Source organism: Mesorhizobium sp. M6A.T.Cr.TU.014.01.1.1 (genome assembly GCF_004022765.1).
GTDB lineage: Bacteria > Pseudomonadota > Alphaproteobacteria > Rhizobiales > Rhizobiaceae > Mesorhizobium > Mesorhizobium mediterraneum.
In genome coordinates this window covers 95,737-117,757 of sequence record NZ_RZPG01000008.1, presented here as the reverse complement: position 1 = coordinate 117,757, position 22,021 = coordinate 95,737, and the positions used below count along the sequence as shown (strand labels likewise).

Below are 22,021 nucleotides of genomic sequence, written 5' to 3'. Positions count from 1 at the left end.
GTTGCAGAGCCCGTTCGATGCCGTGCAGGAACCGGTAGGGCGGCGTGGTGAGCCAATATCCGGCGACCAGCGGGAACTCGATCCGGCGAAAGCCCGCCAGGGGGCCACGCTGCGCGAAATTGGCGGTTGAGGCGGCCAGGAGCGGGCTTTGCGGCCCGTAAATGCGACCGAAGCACCCGGGCGCAGGTAGCACAGGCAAAGTAGATTTCGACCCTCCAGCGCCGCCGCCTGAGAGCGGTGCGGGGGGAAAAAAGAACAGCCGAAGGATCCCCTCAGCCAGCCCTACCTGCCGTGCGAAGAGCCCTTCACGCAGCCACGCCAGAGCGATGTCCTCACTGCCGCATTGGGCTTACGACATCGACGCGACCACCTCCAGCATCACCTCCGTCGCGCCGCCGCCGATGGACAGGACGCGGGCGTCACGCGCTATGCGCTCGATCGGGCTCTCGCGCATGAGGCCCATAGCGCCGTGGAACTGCACGCACGTATACACGACCTCGTTGACGAGTTCGCCGCAGATGGCCTTCACCATCGAGACCTCGCGCAGGCAATCTTCGTCCGCCGCCATGCGCCAAGCGGTGGCATAGAGAAACTGGCGGCCTGCCTCCACCTTCGCAGAGAGCATCGCGAGACGTTCACGGATCGCCTGCATGTCCCATAGGACACCCCCGAATGCGCGGCGAGCTTTCACCCAGGCGAGGGTCATATCGATCGCCGCCTCGGCCGCCCCTATCGCCATGCCGGCGAGGACAAGGCGCTCGTTCTGGAAGTTGCGCATGATGGAGTAGAAGCCCTGTCCCTCCGCGCCGAGTACGTTCTCGGCGGGGATACGGCAACCGTCGAAGACGAGCTCCGCCGTATCGGAGGAGCGCCAGCCGTGCTTGTCCAGCTCGCGGGCGACGCTGAAGCCTGGCGTGCCCTTCTCGACGAGGAACATCGTGATCCCATGGGTTCCTGCCGAGGGATCGGTCTTGGCGGCGACGCAGTAGAGATCCGCGTGAGCGCCGTTCGTAATGTAGAGCTTCGTCCCGTCGAGGACGTAAGAGTCGCCCTCTCGGCGGGCGCGCGTGCGGATGGCCTTCACGTCCGAGCCCGCATCCGGCTCCGTTATGGCGACCGCGGTGATCACCTCGCCGCTGATAATGCCCGGCATCCAGCGGGCCCGCTGGGCTTTGGTCCCGTCGTGAAAGACATGCACGGAAGCCATGTCGGTATGGACCAGCGTCGCGATCGCGACGCCGCCATAGGTCGAGCGCCCGAGCTCCTCGGCGAAAATCGTGGATGCGACCGCGTCCATCTCGGCACCACCATACTCGGCCGGGTAGCGGATGCCGAAGAAGCCGAGTTCGCCCATGCGGCGCAGGATCGGACGGGGAATGAACCCGTCCTCCTCCCAGCGATCCGCACGGGGCTTGATCTCCTCCTCGACGAACCGGCGCACCTGGTCGCGTAAGAGCTCATACTCCCCCGCCGCCCAAGGCAGCCCCGATCCTCGCGCCGGTACCCAAGCTTTGTCCATCATCTTCATCCGCTCTGCTATGCAATACAACGCTGGTTCCCCAAGGCCATTCGGAGGCCTTCCGGTAAGCTAGAGTTCGATTTCCTCTCTCGGCCCTTCCGAGACTGAAGGGGCTCTGGAATCGGCCACCCAGAGCATTCCGTCGATCACTTCCGCCAGTTCGGCCACTGTCGGGCGCTCGAAGAGGTTGCGAAGCTGCACGTCGACGCCGAAGGTCTTCCGCATGCGCGACACCGCCCGCATCACTAGGAGCGAGTGCCCGCCCAGGCCGAAGAAGTTGTCGTCACGGCCGATCGACTCGACCTTCAGGAGATCGCACCACAGCGCGGCCAGCGTCTTCTCGGTCTCCGTCGAGGGGGCGGCGAAGTCTTGTGCAGGCTGGATGTTTTCCGCCGTCGGCTCGGGAAGCGCGGAGCGGTCGATCTTGCCGTTGGACGTGAGCGGCATCCGTTCGAGGCGAACATAGTGCGTCGGAATCATAGACTCCAAGAGTTCTTCGGCGAGGTGGGCGCGCAGGTCCGCCACGGTCAGGGGTTTCGACGAGACATAGTAGGCCACAAGTCGTGTGATGCCGTCTTCGGCCGCTGGCGGCTCGACATAGCCGATTTGGGCCATAATCTCCTTGATGCGGGGTACGTCCAACTCGTCGTTGAGTTCGTCAATGGCTTCATCGCGCGTTTTCTGGCCGAGACGTACATCCCAGCTGTAGGGAAGGGCGTAGTTGTGATGTCCCCGCTGCTTCTTATGAACGTAGATGCCGACATCGTTGATGAGGCAGTTCGTGGAGCGTCCTGTATCCGCAGGCCGATCCCATCCCGCCTGCGTCTTCAGGAAGTCGAGCATGTCCTCCAGAGGGACGCTCCAGTAGCGGTAGAAGTCGATGAACTTCACTTCCTCGAATACTGAGTCGTTCCGGAAGGCATCCACGTCGAGATAGCGCGACACAGCATCCTCGCGGCGGTGATACTCCTTGCGCGCCTCGGCGATGAGCGCGTCCAGACGGGCCGGATCGTAGTCGTCCCGCTTGAAGACCTCCTCGGTCAGGCGCGTCTCAAAGAACTGGCCGCGGGACAACCCCGTCACGATGTACCCGATCCCTCGTTCGCGGGCGACGTTCGTGGCCAGGGTGTAGATCGTCTTGAAGCAACCGTTGCAGACGTTCGCGAACCGTTTCAGGCTGTCGACGAAGATCTCGTTCATATGCGGCGTGCTTCCCCAGTGGTGATCCACGCCGAGGGAGTTCACGAGCCGCCTGATATTGGCCTTGGCTCCTTCCGAAATGAAACCGTTGTCGAGGGTGAAGGTAAGCGGCTTTACTCCCATGGCGACGAACTTGCACAGCATAAAACTGCTGTCTTTGCCGCCGCTCAACAGCACGATGCAGTCGTGAGGTCCCTTCCGGTTAGCCTGCATCTCCGCGATGAGAACCTGGAGGTCATCCGATGTCTTGAAATAGGTCTGCGCCTTGTCGACATAGGTGTCGAAGGCCCGGCATAGATTGCAGACGCCTGCCGCATCGAATGTCGTGCCGGGCAGGCTGGACTCAACACCGCACCGGTCGCAATAACGCGCTTGTGTCGCTGGTTTTGCCACCGAGGTGGCGATGGCAGCGACAGCGCATTCCTGAACGTGCGGGTGCTTCAGAAGCCGCGCTTCGATCTCGCCCAGCTCGACACGCGCGCCACCAACCTTCACCTGATGATCGGCGCGGCCGAGAAAGTCCAGGCGCCCTTCCGAGTTCCAGCGGGCGAGATCGCCCGTCCTGTACAGCCGCAGCTTCGAAAACCCATCTCGGGGATCGGTGACCGTGAGGAAACGCTCGTCGGTCAAGTCAGGGCGATTGAAATAGCCTCTCGCGAGACCGTCGCCGGCAATGAACATCTCACCGATGATGCCTGGGGAGGTGGGCTGATGTGCCTTGTTGAGGATGTAGATGCCCGCATTGGCGGCCGGAACGCCGATCGGCACCGATGCGGATTGATCCCGGTCGATGTCGAAATGGTGAATCATGCAGCCCACGGTGGCTTCGGTTGGTCCGTACTCGTTGTAGATCTCGATAGGATGGGGGATGGCTTTCGTGATATCGCGAGCCAACTCGGTTTTGAGGTCCTCGCCACCCACGATGAACTTGCGCAGCCTTGTGGTCTCAAGATTGCGGTCGCGGATCATTGCGAGATGCGCCGGCGTCAGCTTCATGATATCGACGGCATTGTCGTCGATGACCTTGAGCACGACCATGCTCTGGACTCCGGGATCACCAAGATAGACCACGATGCGGCCGCCGGTGATGAGTGGCGTGAAGAGCGTCGTAACGGTCAGGTCGAAGGCGAGGGGTGAGAAAAGGGGCCATGCGAGACGTTCGCCCGAACTGTACACCCGAGCGGCCCACCAGATGTAGTTCACCAGGTTCCGGTGCTCGATCACGACGCCCTTGGGCGTGCCGGTCGAGCCGGAGGTGAAGATGATATAGGCGGCGCCGTCCGGAGTGGCAGCGGACGGTCGGGCCGAGCCCGGCTGATTCACAATCGACGCGAAATCGGCGTCGAGCACGAAAATGTCGGCAAGGTTCGGGGAAATGACGGATTGCAGGCGCGCCTGAGTGATCGCCACCGGCGCCCGCCCGTCGGTCCCGTTAGCAATGTCCTTCAGGATTGTTGCCAGACGCCCCTTCGGCGTTGCCGCATCCACCGGCACATAGGCTGCGCCGGACTTCAGGACGCCTAAGATCGCGACGACGACTTCAATGGAGTGCTCCATGAACACAACGGCAATCCGACCCGGCCCCACGCCGGTCGAGCTCAGATGCGTGGCCATCTGGTTGGAGCGTTCGTTGAGCTGCTGGTATGTCAGCGTTGCGTCGCCGAAGCGGATCGCTTCAGCGTCAGGACTACGCGTCGCCTGGTCGCGGAAGAGATCGATGATCGTCCTGTCGGACGGGTAGGGCGCTGCCGTGCTATTGAACTCGACAATCAGCGCCTGATGATCGGCATCTTTCAGCAGGGGAAGCGCTACGCCCTCCGCCGCGATAGGTAGGACTTCATTCATGAGATACGCTCCCCATCGCGGAAATCAAAAAATCAAATCACGTCAATCGTTTCAGCTTTTTGGGTTGCTTGGCGATAAAGTTGTGCGATGGCAGGTGCGTCCGGTTCCTCGAGCATAAGGGGACCGTTGCAGTCCTCAGGCCCGAAATAAAATTCGGCATGGGGCACCACTCGAAGCCATCGGTGCGGTGCTGCACCCGATCGCAGCCAGGCCTTGTTCGGAAGGAATATGCATACTCGACCCGAATACGGAGTGGGAATGTACCGCCGCAAAGCCGTGATCGCCGTGGATTTGAGTCGAGCTCTGCTCGCCAGCACCGGATCTGTCGTGACAGGCTCTTTGCTTTTGCGAACAAGGGTCACGAGGGCGCGGACGAACTCGCCGAGATTCCGGAGGCGACTGCCGAAATATCGGAGACGGGCGCCGAATGTCGGCAGCTTCGCCATATCTCGCAGGAACGAAACGGCGCTACGCCTGGCAAAGAAATACAGCAGACGCGGCAATTCCTTATAGGTGGTGGGATGAAGAGGGCCAAAGAGCGCTATGCATGGGACCTCCGCTCCGCGTTGACCCAGGATTTTCGCCAGTTCGAAAGCGGTTGCAGCGCCGGAGCAGTAACCGGCGATGATGTACGGACCGGTGGGCTGATATTCGACGATCTGGCGGGCGAAGTACTCGGCGATATCTTCGACGCGGTCCATCGGCTCGCTCTGCCCATCGAAGCCAGACGGTTGAAGTGCGTAAAACGGTTGATCGCCGCCCAGGTGCTTCGACAGGTCCGAGAATGAGAAGGGCACCCCGACATGCCCGGGTACGGCGTAAATGGGCGTGCGTGTTCCGCCAGACTGCAGGGGAATGATTGCAGGCTGTTGCCGGGCCGCCGCCGTGGCCATATTCAGAAACGCAATGATTTCGCCCTTCCGGTCCCGCAACTGGTCGCGAAACTCCGCCGTCAGTGCGCCAGCTGGGGCGTTGCACCGCAGCCGGTCGCCCTCTACCCAGACCTTGATGTCCTTGACCGCGAGGTCTGCGAGAAGCTCCGGGAACTGCATCACGTCCGCCGACATATGGCCTTCCGATCACTTTCTCCATGATTCACGACGGAGCCAAAGTGGTTCCCGCGTCCCAGCTCCTCCAGCACGACGGTTTCATCGATGAAACTGCCGCCTCGTTCTCCGTACGCCCGGGACATGTCAGTGAAGCGCTGTCCCGTGTTCTCGATCGCGACCCACCGCGAAGTGTGGGAAACAAGTGCGGTTCGAACGAACTTGCGCGCAGTCCAATGGAATTGGTCGAGCTCCTCGTTTATCCGCTGTGTATCGTAAGTGAATGATGGCATCGCGGACACTTCAATTCCGGACTACCACTCAATTCCGGACTACCACGGTCCCGATGTACCCAGGTTTCGGTACGAACCTACGGACAGCCCAATCCCTTTCATCCCAAGAGAGGGGCTGTCCTAAGCCGCACCCCAGGGCCTTAGAGATAGCCTCCAGCCGGGTCCAGCGCCGGAGGAAGCCTTCCAGCCGGTCTTCCGGACCAAGGGCGGTGTAGGACCCATACTCGGAGGCGGAAAAGCAGAGCGCTGCGATCTCGTCCTCTTCGGGCACAGGGAGAACTGCCTCGATGTCCACCCCGACCTCCTGCCTGGTCGAGAGGGCGACGACCGCGACATCTCCGGATCGTGAGACGCTGAAGCGCAGATCGCGAGCAGGCATGCGGTGCGAGAGGTGGGGTTTGCCTAGGCGTCCATATTCTAGTTCGACGTCGGACGGCGAGATTCCCAATTTTGAAGCGAGGACCCGGCGCAGCTGCCCACGGGTAGCGACAAAGCGGCGGCGGTCCCGCTCCAGTCTCAATCCCTCGGCGCGCCGACGTTCCTCTTCGTTGAGGCAAACGCCTATCTCGCGGATGACGTTCTGCTCCGCATCGAGCATGAATGCCAGGACCTCCAAACCATCATTCTCGAGAACCGGCATTATGATCCCGGGTCTCAGCTCGACTTTATCCAAAGAGTTTGGAGGGGGCGGTGCCGGCTCCACAAGAGGCTGACTGACGCCGAATCTGACGGGTCGAATTAATCGATGTCCCGGCCGAGCCGAGACAGCATGAAAATTCCAGCTCGCGCCCAACGCGCCATGGCGATCGTCCTCGCCCGCGCCAGAAAATTGGATAAAGGCGAGCTCAAGGCAGCAGTCAGAAGTCATACGTGGATTCCGATCGCTGGGAGCGCTCATGCGCACAAGTGCAATTCTTTCTAATGAACGGCAGCGCCTTCATTAGGATTTCCCTGATGAAACAATCACGTAAGGGCGAAAGCAAGGAGCGCCTGGTGGATATTTTGATGTATGGATGGGCTACATCAAAAGACCCAGACATGCTGCTGCTCGCAAAGGGCCTGCCGGAGGCGAAACTGCCAAACTTATCTTGCCGGATTGACAATGAACTCGCGCGCTCCAATGGCAAGGCACCTGGAAGTCCCGGCCGCGCCCTGAAGTCCGGCGCTGTTATTTGGTGGCGACTGCCGTGATGCCCATCAGGACGAGGGCCAATTGATTGCGCCGCAACCGAGCCGGAAGCCGTTGCAGAGCCCGTTCGATGCCGTGCAGCAGCCGGTAGGGCGGCGTGGCGAGCCAATATCCGGCGACCACCAGCGGGAACTCGATCGGGCGAAAGCCCGCCTGGAGCATCAGGGCGCGCAGTGAACGGAAGTCGTATTCCCGCATGTGCGTGCCCGTCGCCACCTCGTCGAAAAACATCGAGATATCGTGCGGCCCCGTGACGCTGCTAGGGGTCGTGCACACATAGTGCCCGCCGGGCCTGAGCACCCGGTGGATCTCCCGGAGCTGAGCCTCGGCGTCCTCCACGTGCAGATGCTCCATGAGCTGGTCCGAATGCGCCAGATCGACGGAGTTGTCCGCGAGCGGGATCTCGACCCCGTCCGTCTTCAGGAAGCGGAAATTGGCTGGAGCAACGGCGAAATCCACCAGGGCGTCCGTGACATCGAGGCCCACTACCTGACGGGTGATCCCGGACAGCGCGAAGGGCAGCGAGGCGTCTCCGCAGCCGATCTCCAGGTACACGTCGCCGCGCCCCATCAGAGGCTTGAGGACCCTGACCTGTTTCGCGATCCGGTCCGTGCGCGAGCCGACGGCGGCTTTCTGCGGATGGTCCGGCAGGCTGTTGAACAGTTCCGAATAGACCTCGGGATAGAGTCGGGAGCGCTCGTCTCGGGAGGCGGCCCGCAGTCGATCCGCGAGCCGGCGTTCGAGTTCGTAGTGCGCGATCAGGCGCTCGGGCGACCGTGTGTCCTTGCAGCGCCGCTGGATCGCGACATAGTCAGGCTTCAGATTTGTCAGCACGCGCGCTCCATTCGATCTGCCCGCTTCTGTGGCCTAGTCTGAGACCCTAGCGACCGGCTGGCGCGGCCCACCCGGCAGCCGAGCGGCCCAACACAAGGGCCTTAGGGAAAGCCTCGGCCCGACAGTTGAAGTCCCCGGCCAGCACAGAATGTATCCATGCAGAACAATCATCCCTCGATGGCCTCCCAGTTTCTTACCGCCCCCCTCGCAGGGCGGCGACCCCGGAGGGCCCCAAGACAAGCAGGAGGACCTTCATTCCCCTGCGGCGGGCCGCCTGTGACGAGGGAGTGACGGGCTCGGAATTGTATTCTGTATCCGTGGCCATTTGGCGTGTGGCTTTCACTTTCAACGATGGCCATCCCGTCCCGAACTGGTCGAGCCCGGGCCGACGAGCAAAGCTCTGCCTTATCGTGACCCTTCTCCGCCAGCGGCACAACTATCCCTTTGTGGGCACTCCTTCCGGATAAGGCACCGCCTTGGGCGAAGTCACAAAACTCGGCCAATGAGCACATGGCTGCGGTGCTGCAGGAGCCCTTCAATGGCACACCGGATGTCGACCGAGAGCCCCGTGAAGTGCGCTCCATGGCAGAGATGACGCTGAGACAATCAGCACCTCAACCCTGGTTGATCTTTCCGGTACGTTGAAACCAGTTCAGTCTTGACGGGGCGCCAGATCACACGGCGCAGCGTTTCTTTCGCGGCTTTTGCTGTTTCCAGCAGGGCCGGACCCGGATCGCCCCAGCGCCAGTAAGCATTGTGAATCCGGTGACCCGGTGGATAGTAGCAGCCGACGCCAAGCAACCTGGCCGAGATGAAATCCCTGAAATCATCGCGCCAGACGTGGGTCGGATCAAGCTCCAAGCGTGGGTATGACTGCCCGGCGGCATCGCAATAGCCGACATGACAGAGATTGATGCCACACAGGGCCGAGATCTCCACCTGCCCATCGACCCGGCCAACGGTTGGCTCGACAAATCGGAATACACCGTCACGCTGGTCGCGCTTGAATTCCATGCTGGCGAAGCCGTTTGTCAAACCGATTGATCGGAAGAAGCGGATTGTCAGATCCTCCAATTCCTCGGCGACTTCTGGCGCCGCCCAGCAACTAGCGGTCACGCCGATCTGAGGCGGCCAGGAACGGCCTTTGCGGCCCGTAAAGGCGACCGAAGCACCCGGGCGCAGGTAGCACAGGCAAAAGTAGATGGAATCATTCGACCCCTCGATCCACTCCTGAACAATCACCTCCCCCGCCGCGTCCAGCACTTGCTCGCAGAGCAACCGAGCGCCGGCTTGGGTCTCGATGCGATAGGCTTTCTTAAAAGAGCCGTCATACGCCGGGGAACGGCTGTTTGGCTTCACGCACAATGGAGGCTGAAGCTCACGCAGGCCGTTCAAGTCACCATGGTTATGCGCCAAGAGGGTTTTTGGCACCGGAAAGCCACCGCGCTGGGCCAGACGAAAAAACGGCTCCTTCAGAGTCAAGTCGACCAGCAGTCGGTGGAGTGGGAGTTGGAAGCCGAACCAGGGAGCTACACGGTCACGGTACCGCGACACGGCCAATAGCGGACGGTCATCGGCAAATATTATTACGCCTCCATGAGGCATTCCCTCTCGCAGTCGAACTAATTCCTCTACAAATTCTTCGCCATTAAACGTGGAAACGGTAACTCGTCGGGCATATCGCGATACAGCTGCCACATCATATTTTGTTTCAACGACTACAATCGGCCGAAGCCCCGCTTGAGCCAAGCTGCGTACAGCGGACAGGCCGTTTATTCCTCCTCCTAAGACCAGGGGTGTCGGTGCGCCATCGGCTGCCAGACTGTGTTGCGATGAATTTGTCACCTGACTAGGCATGATAGTCCCAATTCTAGCGAGAAGACTGACTTCCCTTGATTGGTTCAAGGTGAGTGTTCACAGGCATTTCCGGGCTGAAGATGTCGACAGCGGAGCGGTGCTGCCCCGCACTCGTGCGAGGTGATTCTCGCCACGGCCTAGGATGCAGACTCGCCAGGTGCCTTGATATCGTGCGAGAGGTGAAGTCGGTGCCAAACACGAAACGCATGACCGGTCCAAACGTCGTCGTCGATACATGCCCGACGAAATACAATCCCGGGATGGACGACTCGAAGTTCGCGGACAGCCTCGGAGTTTTTCCGACAAGAAGCAGCTGTTCGACAATTGAAGAGCTTAAGAAAGGCAAACGACGCACGTCGGCCTTATAGCCGGTCGCCGCGATTACATGATCTGCCTCTACGACTTGAGTGTTGCCGTCCATGGAAAGCAATTTTAATTGTATTTCGTGCTCTGATAATCTCACCTCCTGTGGCGAGCGTCCTACAAGCAAAGGAATGGTTGCTGCCCGATCTTTCATTGGCTCCCCTCCGGACGGCGAGGGAAACTTTTCTGCCATTTCAAGTCGATAGTACTCGGGGAAATACCGAAAGAGCCAAGGCCAGTCCGCGAACAGTCGATGTTTCCAACCGGGGCCGATTCCAGAAACGGGACGTGCTAGGCGGCGTAGCACCGGGTGCGAGCCTGAGCCTCCCCACCGGCCACTGTAAATGATGGCCGGCTTGCGCGAGATAAGCTGAACGTCGACCTGCGCTTCGTTCAGGAGCACCGCTATATCAATTGCGGATGCTCCGCTTCCGAGTACCGCGACCCGCTGCCCCCGGAATCTTTGGAGGTCGTGAACGTCAGCGGCATGCGAAAGCTTATCGCTGGGCAGTCGGGACAACAACTCGGGGATATGGCGGAAATAGGTCAGGCCTGTTGCAATCACCACCTTGCGCGTCCTGAAGGATAGCCCGCTCTTCATGCGAAGATCGAATCCTTCTGGAGCCGGAACCAAGGAAACGAGTTCCTCGTCTTCCACGCCCGGCACGCAGCGTTTTTGGAACGCCAACCCGTAGGCGGAGAATGTTTCCAGCGGAATTGGAAGATCCAAATGGTCATAAGGATTGCCGTGCTCGATGCAGAATTGCCGAAGAGTAAAAGCATGCTCGGGATCAGAAAGGTTTGATGCGAACCCAGCTGACTTGAGCAGCATGCCTTTCGGCATCTTGGTTTTCCAGCTCTCCATCGGGCTGCCGATTATCCGGCAGTCAATGCCCAGTCCGCGCAAGTGTGCAGCTACCGACAGTCCATAGGGGCCAGCACCAACAATGGTCACATCGCACAACGCATACAAAGCGCACCTCCCATGGATCCTCGCCTGCCGAAGGCCACACCCGCCGACCACAAGAACCTGCTGCCCACTTGACACTGAGTGGCGGGTCCTTTTTTTGGTCGACACTTCAAGCCGCGGCCTGTCTCATGTGAGTAGCAATGGTCTCTAGCACCCGCTTGGCACCGCGCAGCTTTGCCTCTATGCGGCGCTCTGGACTGTCTCTGCCTATTGCGATCCACTTCATGGAATGCTCCGCATTGGCCAGGTGGGACTTGTGCCCGGCGGAGCCTGCCAGAAAATCGTAGCCGCACTCCCCGCGTCCGATGCTGTCCTCAATAGCCAGAACATGGCTGATAAGCCCGGGCTTGAGCCGGCCGTCGCGCTCATACAGAAAGCCGCTTTGATAGTTGAGAACACAGCCGTCATGCACGAAATTGTACAGGACCCCAATTGTCTGGTCCCCAGCCAACGTCCGCGAGATGCGGACGGTCCCGGTGGGAACTCCGCGTGCAATGAGCTCCTCGTGAAATCGACGGAAGCTTGGATTGGCAAAGGCTCCCTTGCGTCCCCACCGCGCCTGATGAAGCTCGGCGAGCAAATCAAACGCGGCGAGCGCCTCCGATGTCACTTCGACAGTCCGGAACGCAATGGGGCCGCGTTCCGTATATAACCGCATGGCACGGCTTACCGCTTGGCGAGTATTGCGGCCCAATGTGGCGCGGTAATTTCCGCCTTTCTGGCGGACTTTGGCGAAATCGGTCCACCGTGCCGTTTCTTCTGCTTTCACCTCGGTAAGGAGCCCGGCCCGGCCCGCGGTGCGACAAGCGGCCAACTCGAAGTCCGGATCAATTCCGGAGAGCACCAGTTGGTCAGAGCGGCGCAAGTGATGCGCCAAGGCCTCGACGCATGCCACTCGAGTGGCATCGGCCAGGGATCGATCCGCAAGAATATCGTTGCATTCGATGAACAATCGATCGAAACGAACGTCTCCGGTTTCATTGAGCAGCCAACGCGCCCGCGCATGCCGCCCGAAACTCCACGCCCTCCGCCGGCAAATAATCGCCAGGCCAACGATCCTGCTTGACGTCCGAGCGACTAGAACATGTGGTTGCGCGCCCCCCGGCAGATGCCGCAGCCAAGTTCCGATCCAGAGCCAGGACAGATAGAATGAGTGAGTTGCTCGCGCTTCGAGCTCCTTCCAATCGGTCTCAAGTTTCGCAATGTTCTGCAAGGTCTCCACACTAACGTCGATGACCGTATCCTGAGGCAGGTGCTCGTCTGAAGCCACACGATAGGGTTCCGCATCGATAACTGAGACATCAAGAGATTCTGACATACACCTTTGCCCATTGGACATTTTTTCCGCCAAGCTCAAACATTGACTGCGCAAGGCCAAAAAACGAACGACTGAGGCCGTCTCTGATGCGACCGCCCCGGTCCTCGATACCGTCTCATCGGCCAATTACTTCGCCAACGCCACGCTCTGGTTTCAGCGGGACGCGCGCTAGACTACTAGTGTTCCGGCCGCCGGAAGGCGAATTGCCATGCCCAAGGCATGATACCCAGCCGGCTGTGAAACCGAGCGGCCCAGCGCAGGGCCTTGGGGATAGCCTCGGCCCGATAGTTGAAGTCCCGGGCCAGCACCGTCGAGAAGCCTGCAGCGGCGGCCGCTTTCTTCACATGCCGCATCGTGACGATGAAGAAATGGGCCTTCTCGAAGTCCCATCCCGTCGGTGTCAGCCTCCAGTAAAGCGGCTGAAGCTTGCGGGGCACGAAACCGAAGAACGGCAGACGGCTGTGGGATTCGATCGGGAAATACGGATTGGGGATCTGCCCGGCCAGGATCCCGCCTGGAGCCAACACCCGGTAGATCTCCCTCATGCTCGCGTTGTGCAGGGCCGGCTTGATGTGCTCGAACACGTTCGCCAGGGCTACGCAGTCAAAGCTTTCATTGCCGAAGGGCAGGGCGTGGGCGACGCCCGGGAGCATCTCCAGGCCGGCTTCGGACCGCGTCGGGCGGTCGAGATCCGGTTCGATGCCTTGCCAGCTCAGCGCGGTCGCGGCGGCGTAGCGGTCGGTCAGTTCCCCGTTCTGGCACCCGATGTCTAGCGCCTTGCCGGTGCAGAAGTGGACATGCTCGTCGATGAGGCGACTCAAACTGTCGGCGAGATGGTGGTTTCGCGCTTCCCACTCTTCTTCCGATTGGAGCACGCCCCGGCCGTGGAGAGCGTCCCCTTCCTGCTTCGTCCCGATGAATTTATCCATTCAAATCAATCCTTTTGCCTAGGCATCAATTCGGACCAATCGACTGCTCTGCCACCACGCAGCCATGCCTTACATCATAGAGAGTGCACGCGGCCGGCAAGCTATTGCCGGTCGGAGACGAGGTCGGGACCGGCGAACCGGCCGGCTCTCTTGGCTCGCTTTGGCCCACGATGATGTTGACGAGGTCGCCTGGCTGCAACAGGGTCATCCCAACGGACTCGATGCTGACCGGCCCGCCTGCCGATTGCCGCACGATTTGATAAGTTGCGCTGTTTGCGTCCTTCGCAAACTGGGCGCGGGTCACCGGCAACGTGTAAAGGACGCCTTCGCTGACGTTCAACTCGCGCGCATTGGCCGCGATCTGGCTCTCCGTGGCCTCGATCTCGACCTCCAGATCGTTCCTGAGGTCGGCCCGGGTCCGTAACACCTCAGACTCTAGCCAAGCGAGGCGCTGCTTGGCGCTCGCGTACTGGTTGACGGCGTCCTGCTGACGCTGTTCCGCGTCGGACAACTCACTCTGGATCTGATTCATCACCGTAATGCTGAGAACTTTGCGGTCCACGAGCGTGCGCATGCTGTTGACGCGCTCCTGGCGCAGCTTGACGAGTTCGTCGAGCGACTCCATGCGCCCATAAGCGACAACATCCTGTTTGGCCGCCTCCAGCGCCTGCATGGTCGCGCGCTCGCGATCCTTGCGGGCCGTGGCGACGGCCTTGCGCCGGTCGCTCTGCTCGTTGACGAGGTTGGCAGCTTCGGTCGCGCCGGCCAGCTCCAGCAACTGGCGCGGGATAGTGGGTTCCGTACCGTCGCGCTCGGCCTTCAGCACCGCCGCGCGCGCGAGCAACTTCAACATGGCATCGATCGCCCCGCTCCGCTTCTGGGTCTCACGCACGGTTTCGATCTTCTGCCACGGCTCGCTCTCGGCCCGGTCGAGTCCGCCGGCCAGCGCGATCGCGTGCAGGATCGTCATACCGGCCGCGTACTTGAACGAGCCAGGACTCTTGACCGGCCCCAGCACGTAAATGGGCGGGCGCTCCAGCGCCAGGATGTTGACCAGTCCGTCGCGGCCCAGCAGTTGATTGAAGGTTTCCACCAGGTCGGCTTGTACCTGTTGCGTCGACCGGTTGGCGACCGGAATGAAGCCAAGCAAAGGCACGGAAATCGTGCCGTCCTCTTGGACAATATATTCGCCGCTCAGTTCCGGACGCTGCTGGATGCCGTGCAAGGCCGAGGACGCGCGCCCCCACTTGTCTTCCTCGACGTCGATGCGCTCGTAGAACGCGACCTTGAGGCGGTCGCCGACGACAAACAGGGCTCCGGTTGGCACGCCTGGCGCATTGCTGAGGTTTTTGGGGCGCTCGGCACTGGTGGGGAGGGCAGGGACGACGCTCCGATCGACCAACGCCGCGGCCGATGCATCCGAAACGATCGCGCGGGAGGGTTCGGCCGTGGTTTGAACCGGTTGCTCTAGCCAGCTATCGATAGCAGCAGACACCTTCTGCCCCACTGCTCCGGAGACATCCGCGGCCTTCTGCACCACGGCTCCGGAAACAACCTCGACCTTGTGCACCACGGCGCCGGAAACAACCTCGACCTTGTGCATCACGGCCCCGGAGATATCCTCGACCTTCTGCATCACGGGTCCGGAAACAACCTCGACGGCCCGCCAGTCTCTGATCGCGGCCCCTCCCAGGGCGGCGACCCCGCAGAGCCCAAAGGCAAGCAGGGCGGCCTTCATTCCCCCGCGGCGAGCCGCCCGTGACGAAGGAGCGACGGGGTCGGAATTGTATTTTGTATCCATGGCCATGGCGCGTGGCTTTCAATGGTGGCCATCCCGTCCCGAACTGGTCGAGTACGGATCGACAGGCAAGACTCTGCCTTATCGTGACCCTTCGCCGCCAGCGGCACAACTATCCCTTTGTGGGCACTCCTTCCGGATAAAGCGCGGCCTTCGTCCAATAGCCAGGTTGCTGCGCTGCAGGCGAACTTGTTTGATGGCAAACGGGACAGAAGCGATCGAACGCAACGAAGAGGCGGAAATCTTGGTTTACCGACGCAGCGTCTCGAACCGGCTGCGGCTCCAACATGCATTCGCAGGATGGCTGCGCCGTTTGCAACTTCATCATAGAGGTGAGGTAACCATAGCGGACCTGGCCCCGCCTCATATTCCTTTCGTCAGTTCTCACGTCCTCGGCCGAAGCCCGTGCCGCTTGGACAACGCTACCGCGTCACGCACATCCCGCCGACGCAGGAACAGACGACAACGCTTGCCGCATGATTTGAGGAAAACCGATCGGAGACGGCCCGCTTCCAGTACAAACGGCGCACCTCTTTCGTTGCCACCGCCGAGGGTGATTTGAACCTGGACGTTCTTGATCGCGGAGCCTCGTATCAGGGTGAGGCTTGGCAAGTGAAGGCACCAGCCCGAATGCCGATATATCAAGGCAGGGAAGCGGGTCTCATTGAATGAATATTATCGAGAGAGTGGTACCCCTTTTGTGCTTTAAGCAGATCTTGCGGATGGTGAGACGGTTGAGTTGCTATCTTTTCGTTCCCTGACGGGCCATTGCCAGACGCGGCAGTAAGCATGCCATGGTTCATCGCCCAAACTGCAGCCTGTGTACGGTTGCGGACCCGGATCTTTCGGAGGATGGCCTTGACGTGTACCTTCACCGTAGCTTCGGCAATGTTGATCTCGCGCGCGATGGCTTTGTTAGACTCCCCTTCGATTAAGCGACGTAGAATACAGTTTTCCCGATCTGACAAAATTGATAGTTCTTGATCCTCATGCTCCACTTTAACAACCGCATTTGTTAACTCATCAGCTACCGCGTCAGGTTTCAGATCATGCCTTATATCTTGAATAGCCGTTGAAGTTTCGGCAGGTAACACCGTCTGCCCTAGCATAACCAATTCGAGAGCTTTGATGAAGGTGTCGTAAGCAGCGACTTTTATCAAATACCCGTCTGCCCCCGCACGAAAAGCTGAAACTATATCGGTCGATCGACAGTGATCGGCTAGCGCGACGACATGGCTGGTCGGATAAATCGCTTTGAATTCTGCAATTTGTGCGAATTCAGCATCCGCATCAGTACCGCCGACATCTATGATGAGCAAGATGGACCGGTGCTGGGCTAGCGGCTTCTGCAGAAGATCGTGAACACAAGCCGCCGAGAAAAGGACACGAAACTTTGCCGCTTCCAGGATTCGACTAAGGCCTTCTCGGAGTAACTCGCTCGGCCCGACAAGTACTGTTATAAAAGATTGTCTTGTCATCATTGCCTCTCGCTCTGGCGCGATTGAGGTACACGCGTCGAGTAGGGCACTCCACGCGCCAACCGCACTCGATGCCCCCGGTTTGAGTCTCTTGCAGTTCCTCACTCCCTCCTTGGCGAGAATAGGTTGGGCAGTGTAAGATCTATTTATAAGCAGTCTCTAACATAGGTTGCTTTTTCGGTAAATTTCGCCGCAAACGGACGTCAAGCTGGAACCCAGGGCGCGGCAATCTGCCTGGAGACGCAGGGATGGGACGGCTTAGCCATCTCAAGCCGCTGGTAGTCGAACGACGATCGGGATCGTGCCTGCAGCGATTGCAGCGATACGCGAGGATTCCTGAAGGTGGTGGTTGGCATGGTCAGGTCGCAGCGCTTTGATATCGTTGCCCAACGCTTTAGGTGTGAGAACACCCGATGGATCTGCCGCAGTGTGTGAGCCACTTGCACTTATTCTGCGGCACGCTCTCGCAGCGCGATAGGCCGTGTCGCCGTCGGTCATGATGGTCGGGCCTTTTGCATATTGCTCAACACGGACGAGGTTAGATTCCGCTCGGCCCGTCCTTCACCGCACGCCGGATGCGGATACCCTGTGGTCGAGATATATCGCTGCCGCGCCAGGCCGCGCGCGACCAGTCGTCCGGAAACATTTGGCTGGAACTGTTCCAGCGAAGGCCGAGGGTCGTCTTCCAGCGGAAAATTTGCTAATGGCCCATGCGCTGCCGCTCTAGGAGATAGCCGTTACCTGAGATACTCGTTGTCGAATCCGGCTATTTCGACCAGCTTCTTGCGGTTGATCACCTGTACATGGCCCGCCTTGAAAGAGACGAGATCGGCCTTGCGGAGTTCCCCCAACGTTCGGTTGACGTGAACGGTGGTCATTCCGAGGATGTCGGCCAAGTCATATTGCGTAAGGGGACACTCATATCTTCCATGGGCCGACAAGCCAACCATGGAGAGCCTCTCCTCCAACTCGAGCAGGAAATGGGCGGTGCGGCTCATCGCGGTCCGCCGCCCGGTATTCATGAGATGTTCGGCAAGGATGGCGTTCAGGCGGGCCAGGGAGCAGACGATCTTCTTCCCGAGACGGCCTTCCGACAAGATGGCCTCGACAAGTTCCTTACTGGAAATTTCATAAACAGTTAGTTCGGTTATGGACGCCAGCGATGCTAAACGTGGTCCGTCCACAGAACGGAAACCGACAATGTCCCCCGTGAGGGGAGTGTCGATGATCTGCCGTTCTCCGTCCGGTAGCCCGTGGGAAAGGATGGCCCAACCCGATTTTACGATGAATATCTCATCGTTATCGTCATCCTGGCGGCCTATCACCGAATGGGGTTTGTAGATTTTTGCGGTAACACCGAGAAAATCGTCATTCCCCCAATCGTTCTTCGACAATGTCGCCCCTATGGGATGCGAGCGCATGAACTGCCATAGTGTCTGCATGAAGAATCGCGAGGTTGCCCCTGTTTCCGCACAATAATTGCCCCCGGACGAGTTCGACAGAACGATCTCCTACCGTAGGGGCAGGCTGGCCCACTGTCCTCGTCTGTTTGAATGAGGCAAATTGCGCTTAGATCAAGGTGTTGCAAGCATCAGGCGGTTAAGGCTCCCGGCTTGTCTCGGGACACTCGCTCTTTGCTCGCTCGGCGGCGTGGCGGTTGCCGGCGCGCTCGATGCGGCCGATAATTTTCATCATGAAAACGCTGACGCCGATGCCTGAGTTCAAACGCAGCGTTCATGGCATGCCGCAAGAAAAGCGCACGCTTCTTCGCTGTGCGGTCGATGAACGAATGCGGGAAGAGGAATGCTGACGCTGACGCGTCCGGCCTGACCACTTGCCGCACTACGGGCTACGAGTTCCTGTTCGGGCTCGATCATGTGTTTATCCCCCTATCGATTTATTCCATAGGTGGATAAAGCTGAGGCGGCGCACTATCCGGCGACCGTTGCTCGATCTTGTCCTATTCCATTCGCGGTTCCATCGCCTCAGTTCTAAGGAACGGGGCGACGCGAAACGAGACTGGTCCACTCGATGAGAGGGCGGCGGGACTGAGGACGCAGCGGAAACAACGAAACAATCCGCGCTGTAGTCGCGAGGCGGTCATATCGCCAGTTGCGATATGGAGGCGCAGAGGGGCAGGCTGTAGCTCGAAGTATGGATGTTGTCTTCGGGTCAGTTCGAGACGTCGGACCCACCGGATTGAATTTTTGCATTCTCGCGCGTCTTACCAGAACCGGTCGGACCGCTTCCTGCCCATTGAAGTCATTCGACAGCTGTCGGCGGTTGCGAGCTTTTGGCGCGCAGCAGACTAGTTTGGATGGCGCGGCCTCAGAGAGCACCATCTGCAAAATCGCGAGTGGTTAATGTGGTCTTGGCTTTGGTCGGTGCGGAAACAAGCCGATCCGGGCTGGCGGGTGCAATGGCATAGATAGCGCTTGATAATCATGCGTCTGCCAGCTGCACCGAGGTGCCTAGATGCTGTTTCCGGTTTTCTGTGGGGTAGGCGGTATTCGGGCCGCCTAAGTATTTGTTTTTTCTGGTCGGAGTGGCAGGATTTGAACCTGCGACCCCATCGTCCCGAACGATGTGCGCTACCAGGCTGCGCTACACTCCGTGACCAGACCGCGGGCTTATAGCCGCCGCACTTCGTTCCTGCAAGCGCCAATGGCAGCGCTTCTGTCGCATTTCTTCCGCTTTCGCTTTAACGTCATACAGGTTTCAGTTTCCTGGGGGATAAACACGGCTTAAAGGCTCGTGTTATAGGCATCGGCCACCTGCGTTGAAACCACTCTGATTCCAGCCGCTTGGAGTTGCTGTCTTGCCCCTGAAGATCGTTAGCGAAGCCCGTCCCAACACCTTCGAGTTTGAAACCTCGGCGCTTATCAAGGCGTCCGGCTTTCGTGAGTATGACGCGCGCTGGTGGTTCGGCCATCCGGGCTCTGCGGAGCCGCCGGAGCTCAACCTGATCGGTGTTCAGGCGCTCGGCATGGGGCTCGGCACGTTGATCCGGCGCCTGGGCGCCGGGCCGGATATCGTGACCGGGCATGATTTCCGTTCCTATTCGCTGGCAATCAAGCTGGCGCTGGTTTCCGGGCTGATGGCCGCCGGCGCGCGGGTCAGGGATATCGGGCTGGCGCTGTCACCGATGGCTTATTTTGCCCAGTTCGCGCTCGACACGCCGTCCGTCGCCATGGTCACCGCCTCGCACAACGAAAACGGCTGGAGCGGCGTCAAGATGGGGGCGGCGCGTCCCCTGACCTTCGGTCCGGAGGAAATGAGCGCATTGAAGACGATCGTGCTTGCCGGCGACTTCGACCTTGTCGGCGGCGGCTCCTATGACTTCGTTGCGGATTTCCGCAAAACCTATCTGGACGACCTGACCACTGGGAAACGCATATCACGAAAGCTCAAGGTGGTCGCCGCCTGCGGTAACGGCACTGCCGGCGCCTTCGCGCCTGAAGCGCTGGAGCGGATCGGCTGCGAGGTGATCCCGCTCGATGTCGAGCTCGACCATACATTTCCGAACTACAATCCCAATCCCGAAGACATGAAGATGCTGCACGCGATCCGCGACAAGGTGCTGGAGACGGGAGCCGACGTCGGGCTTGGCTTCGACGGCGATGGCGACCGCTGCGGCGTGGTCGACAATGAAGGCAACGAGATCTTCGCCGACAAGGTCGGCGTCATGCTCGCGCGCGACATCGCGCGACTGCATCCCGGCTCGACCTTCGTCGTCGACGTCAAGTCGACCGGATTGTTCAACACCGACGCCGCGTTGCGCGCCGATGGCGCCGTCACCGATTATTGGAAGACCGGCCACTCCTACATAAAACGGCGCGTGGCTGAGCTTGGCGCCATCGCTGGTTTCGAGAAATCCGGTCATTTCTTCTTCAATCCGCCGATCGGGCGCGGCTATGACGATGGTCTCATCACAGCCATCGCCATCTGCCAGATGCTGGATCGCAGCCCGGGCAGCAGCATGGCCGATCTCTATCGCGCCCTGCCGCTGACCTTCGGCACGCCGACCATGTCGCCACACTGCGCCGACGAACTGAAATACGGTGTGGTCGAGCGGGTCGTTTCCGATTTCCAGGCCATGAAGCAGGACGGCACTGTCTTCGCCGGCCAGAAGATCGCCGAGCTGATCACAGTCAATGGCGTGCGCGTCGTTGCCGAGGACGGCACCTGGGGCCTGGTGCGGGCGTCATCGAACAAGCCGGAGCTTGTCGTGGTGGTGGAGAGCCCGGTGTCGTCGGAGCGGCGCCGGCAGATGTTCGAAGGCGTCGATGCAGTGCTGCGCCGCAGCCCGGAAGTCGGCGCTTACAATCAGACCTTCTAGGTAGCGCCTCATCGCATCCAGGGTGAGAGGACCATGCAAGGGAAGCGGTCCAGCTTGTCGCTGATCCGCTTCCGCCGGGCATCATCGCAAACGGGGAACTCAGTCGGGCTTAAGATGCCTGCTCAAGAGCGTTCCAGTCGAACTTCCGCGCCCAGTCAGCAAAACTGTGCCAGCGGACCTCCGGGAAATCTCGGTGCAAAGCCGCGATATCGACGTCGTAGCCGACGCGGTCGAACCACTCGAACATCAGCGCTACGTCCTCGCTTTGCTGGCGGGCCACCGCGATCGGAATTTCCTGATAGTTGATCGGGCGGCCGATGGCCTGCGAAAGGATCTTGGCCTGGTCTTCGCCGGACAACTCGTCTCCGGCGAAATCGAAACGCTTGCCGAACACGCGCTCGCGCCGCTCGACCAGGGTGGCAACAAAGGCGCCGATGTCCGCCAGGGCGACCAGCTGGAGGGGGCGTTTGGCGGGCACTGCGAAAGCATGCGTGCCTTGGCTGAGCGCGCCGATCGACCACGGCGCGACGAAATTCTCCATGAAAGCAACCGGGGCGCTGATTGTATAGGGAAGGCCGAGCCGTTCGACATGCTGCTCGACGAGATATTTGCTTTCGAAATGCGGGATGCCGGTTTTCTTGTCGGCATCGGCAACGGACGAATAGATCAAATGTCCGACGCCGGCAGCCTTGGCTGCATCGGCGGCCAGAATCCCCTGGCGGGTCTCCTCTTCCATCCCGGCCTCGTAGCTGTTGCCCATCAAGAACATGGTGTCGACGTCTTTTGCAGCCTTCATAACGGAGGCCGTATCGCCGAGATCGCCGGTCACGATCTCGGCGCCTGCCGACGCCAATTGCCGCGCGGCATCGCTGTCCGGCCTGCGCGTTAATGCCTTGACGCGATGTCCGCTCGACAGCAAGGCACGCGCAACTGCGCCGCCTTGCTGGCCTGTGGCGCCGGTGACTAGAATGCTTCGTTTAGTGGTCATGTGGTTGCTCCTTTTTTGCGGTGGAGCAAAATTAAGGTTTGTCACATTGATGCAC

The 22,021-nt window shown here is 60.1% G+C and carries 15 protein-coding genes and 1 tRNA gene; 2 read left to right on the top strand and 14 right to left on the bottom strand.

Annotated elements, in window-relative coordinates; all coding sequences use genetic code 11:
* Positions 1–349: 349 nt before the first annotated feature.
* The 4 genes from EN885_RS11305 to EN885_RS11285 form a co-directional block, all read right to left on the bottom strand.
* On the bottom strand, positions 350–1,528 hold the full coding sequence (locus tag EN885_RS11305; RefSeq protein ID WP_128241993.1) for an acyl-CoA dehydrogenase family protein: 1,179 nt from the start codon (positions 1,526–1,528) through the stop codon (positions 350–352).
* Between the two features lie 60 nt (positions 1,529–1,588).
* Positions 1,589–4,564: an amino acid adenylation domain-containing protein gene (locus tag EN885_RS34170; RefSeq protein WP_245493056.1), complete on the bottom strand. Its 2,976-nt coding sequence runs from the start codon at positions 4,562–4,564 to the stop codon at positions 1,589–1,591.
* A 32-nt stretch (positions 4,565–4,596) separates the two neighbouring features.
* Positions 4,597–5,631 (bottom strand): thioesterase domain-containing protein, encoded by a 1,035-nt coding sequence (locus EN885_RS11290; RefSeq protein WP_128241992.1) that lies wholly within the window; start codon positions 5,629–5,631, stop codon positions 4,597–4,599.
* Positions 5,632–5,931: 300 nt separating this feature from the next.
* The gene (locus EN885_RS11285) at positions 5,932–6,576 is read right to left on the bottom strand and encodes a 4'-phosphopantetheinyl transferase superfamily protein (RefSeq protein WP_245493055.1); all 645 of its coding nucleotides are present in this window, start codon (positions 6,574–6,576) and stop codon (positions 5,932–5,934) included.
* Between the two features lie 281 nt (positions 6,577–6,857).
* On the opposite strand from EN885_RS11285, the gene EN885_RS11280 reads away from it, so the two are divergent.
* Positions 6,858–7,094, top strand: a complete 237-nt coding sequence (locus tag EN885_RS11280; RefSeq protein ID WP_128241990.1) for a hypothetical protein — start codon at positions 6,858–6,860, stop codon at positions 7,092–7,094.
* Here the strand turns inward: EN885_RS11280 and EN885_RS11275 are convergent.
* The 9 genes from EN885_RS11275 to EN885_RS11235 all read right to left on the bottom strand — a co-directional run bounded on the left by EN885_RS11275 (position 7,072) and on the right by EN885_RS11235 (position 19,253).
* Complete coding sequence (locus tag EN885_RS11275) at positions 7,072–7,926, bottom strand: class I SAM-dependent methyltransferase (RefSeq protein WP_245493054.1); 855 nt, start codon at positions 7,924–7,926, stop codon at positions 7,072–7,074. The two genes, EN885_RS11280 and EN885_RS11275, sit on opposite strands and share 23 nt — an antisense overlap.
* Positions 7,927–8,532: 606 nt before the next feature.
* Positions 8,533–9,408 (bottom strand): hypothetical protein, encoded by an 876-nt coding sequence (locus tag EN885_RS11270; protein WP_128241989.1) that lies wholly within the window; start codon positions 9,406–9,408, stop codon positions 8,533–8,535.
* Between the two features lie 388 nt (positions 9,409–9,796).
* Positions 9,797–11,101 carry an NAD(P)-binding domain-containing protein gene (locus tag EN885_RS11265; RefSeq protein ID WP_245493061.1) on the bottom strand — a complete coding sequence of 435 codons (1,305 nt, stop codon included), beginning with the start codon at positions 11,099–11,101 and terminating at the stop codon, positions 9,797–9,799.
* Positions 11,102–11,225: 124 nt separating this feature from the next.
* On the bottom strand, positions 11,226–12,434 hold the full coding sequence (locus EN885_RS11260) for a GNAT family N-acetyltransferase (protein WP_128241987.1): 1,209 nt from the start codon (positions 12,432–12,434) through the stop codon (positions 11,226–11,228).
* Between the two features lie 176 nt (positions 12,435–12,610).
* A complete protein-coding gene (locus EN885_RS11255) occupies positions 12,611–13,363 on the bottom strand; it encodes a class I SAM-dependent methyltransferase (protein WP_128241986.1) in 753 nt (250 codons plus the stop codon).
* 25 nt (positions 13,364–13,388) lie between these two features.
* Entirely contained in the window at positions 13,389–15,101 is a 1,713-nt protein-coding gene (locus EN885_RS11250) for a polysaccharide biosynthesis/export family protein (protein ID WP_128241985.1), read from the bottom strand.
* Positions 15,102–15,802: 701 nt separating this feature from the next.
* Positions 15,803–16,642 carry a response regulator transcription factor gene (locus tag EN885_RS11245; RefSeq protein ID WP_126102952.1) on the bottom strand — a complete coding sequence of 280 codons (840 nt, stop codon included), beginning with the start codon at positions 16,640–16,642 and terminating at the stop codon, positions 15,803–15,805.
* A 734-nt stretch (positions 16,643–17,376) separates the two neighbouring features.
* On the bottom strand, positions 17,377–18,033 hold the full coding sequence (locus EN885_RS11240) for a Crp/Fnr family transcriptional regulator (protein WP_245465500.1): 657 nt from the start codon (positions 18,031–18,033) through the stop codon (positions 17,377–17,379).
* A 1,143-nt stretch (positions 18,034–19,176) separates the two neighbouring features.
* Positions 19,177–19,253: transfer RNA gene (locus tag EN885_RS11235), tRNA-Pro, on the bottom strand.
* Between the two features lie 204 nt (positions 19,254–19,457).
* Between EN885_RS11235 and EN885_RS11230 the strand changes: the two genes are divergently transcribed.
* Positions 19,458–20,978 (top strand): phosphomannomutase/phosphoglucomutase, encoded by a 1,521-nt coding sequence (locus tag EN885_RS11230; protein ID WP_126102950.1) that lies wholly within the window; start codon positions 19,458–19,460, stop codon positions 20,976–20,978.
* A gap of 109 nt (positions 20,979–21,087) precedes the next feature.
* On the opposite strand, the gene EN885_RS11225 is transcribed toward EN885_RS11230, so the two are convergent.
* Positions 21,088–21,966: an NmrA/HSCARG family protein gene (locus EN885_RS11225; protein WP_126102949.1), complete on the bottom strand. Its 879-nt coding sequence runs from the start codon at positions 21,964–21,966 to the stop codon at positions 21,088–21,090.
* Positions 21,967–22,021: the final 55 nt, after the last annotated feature.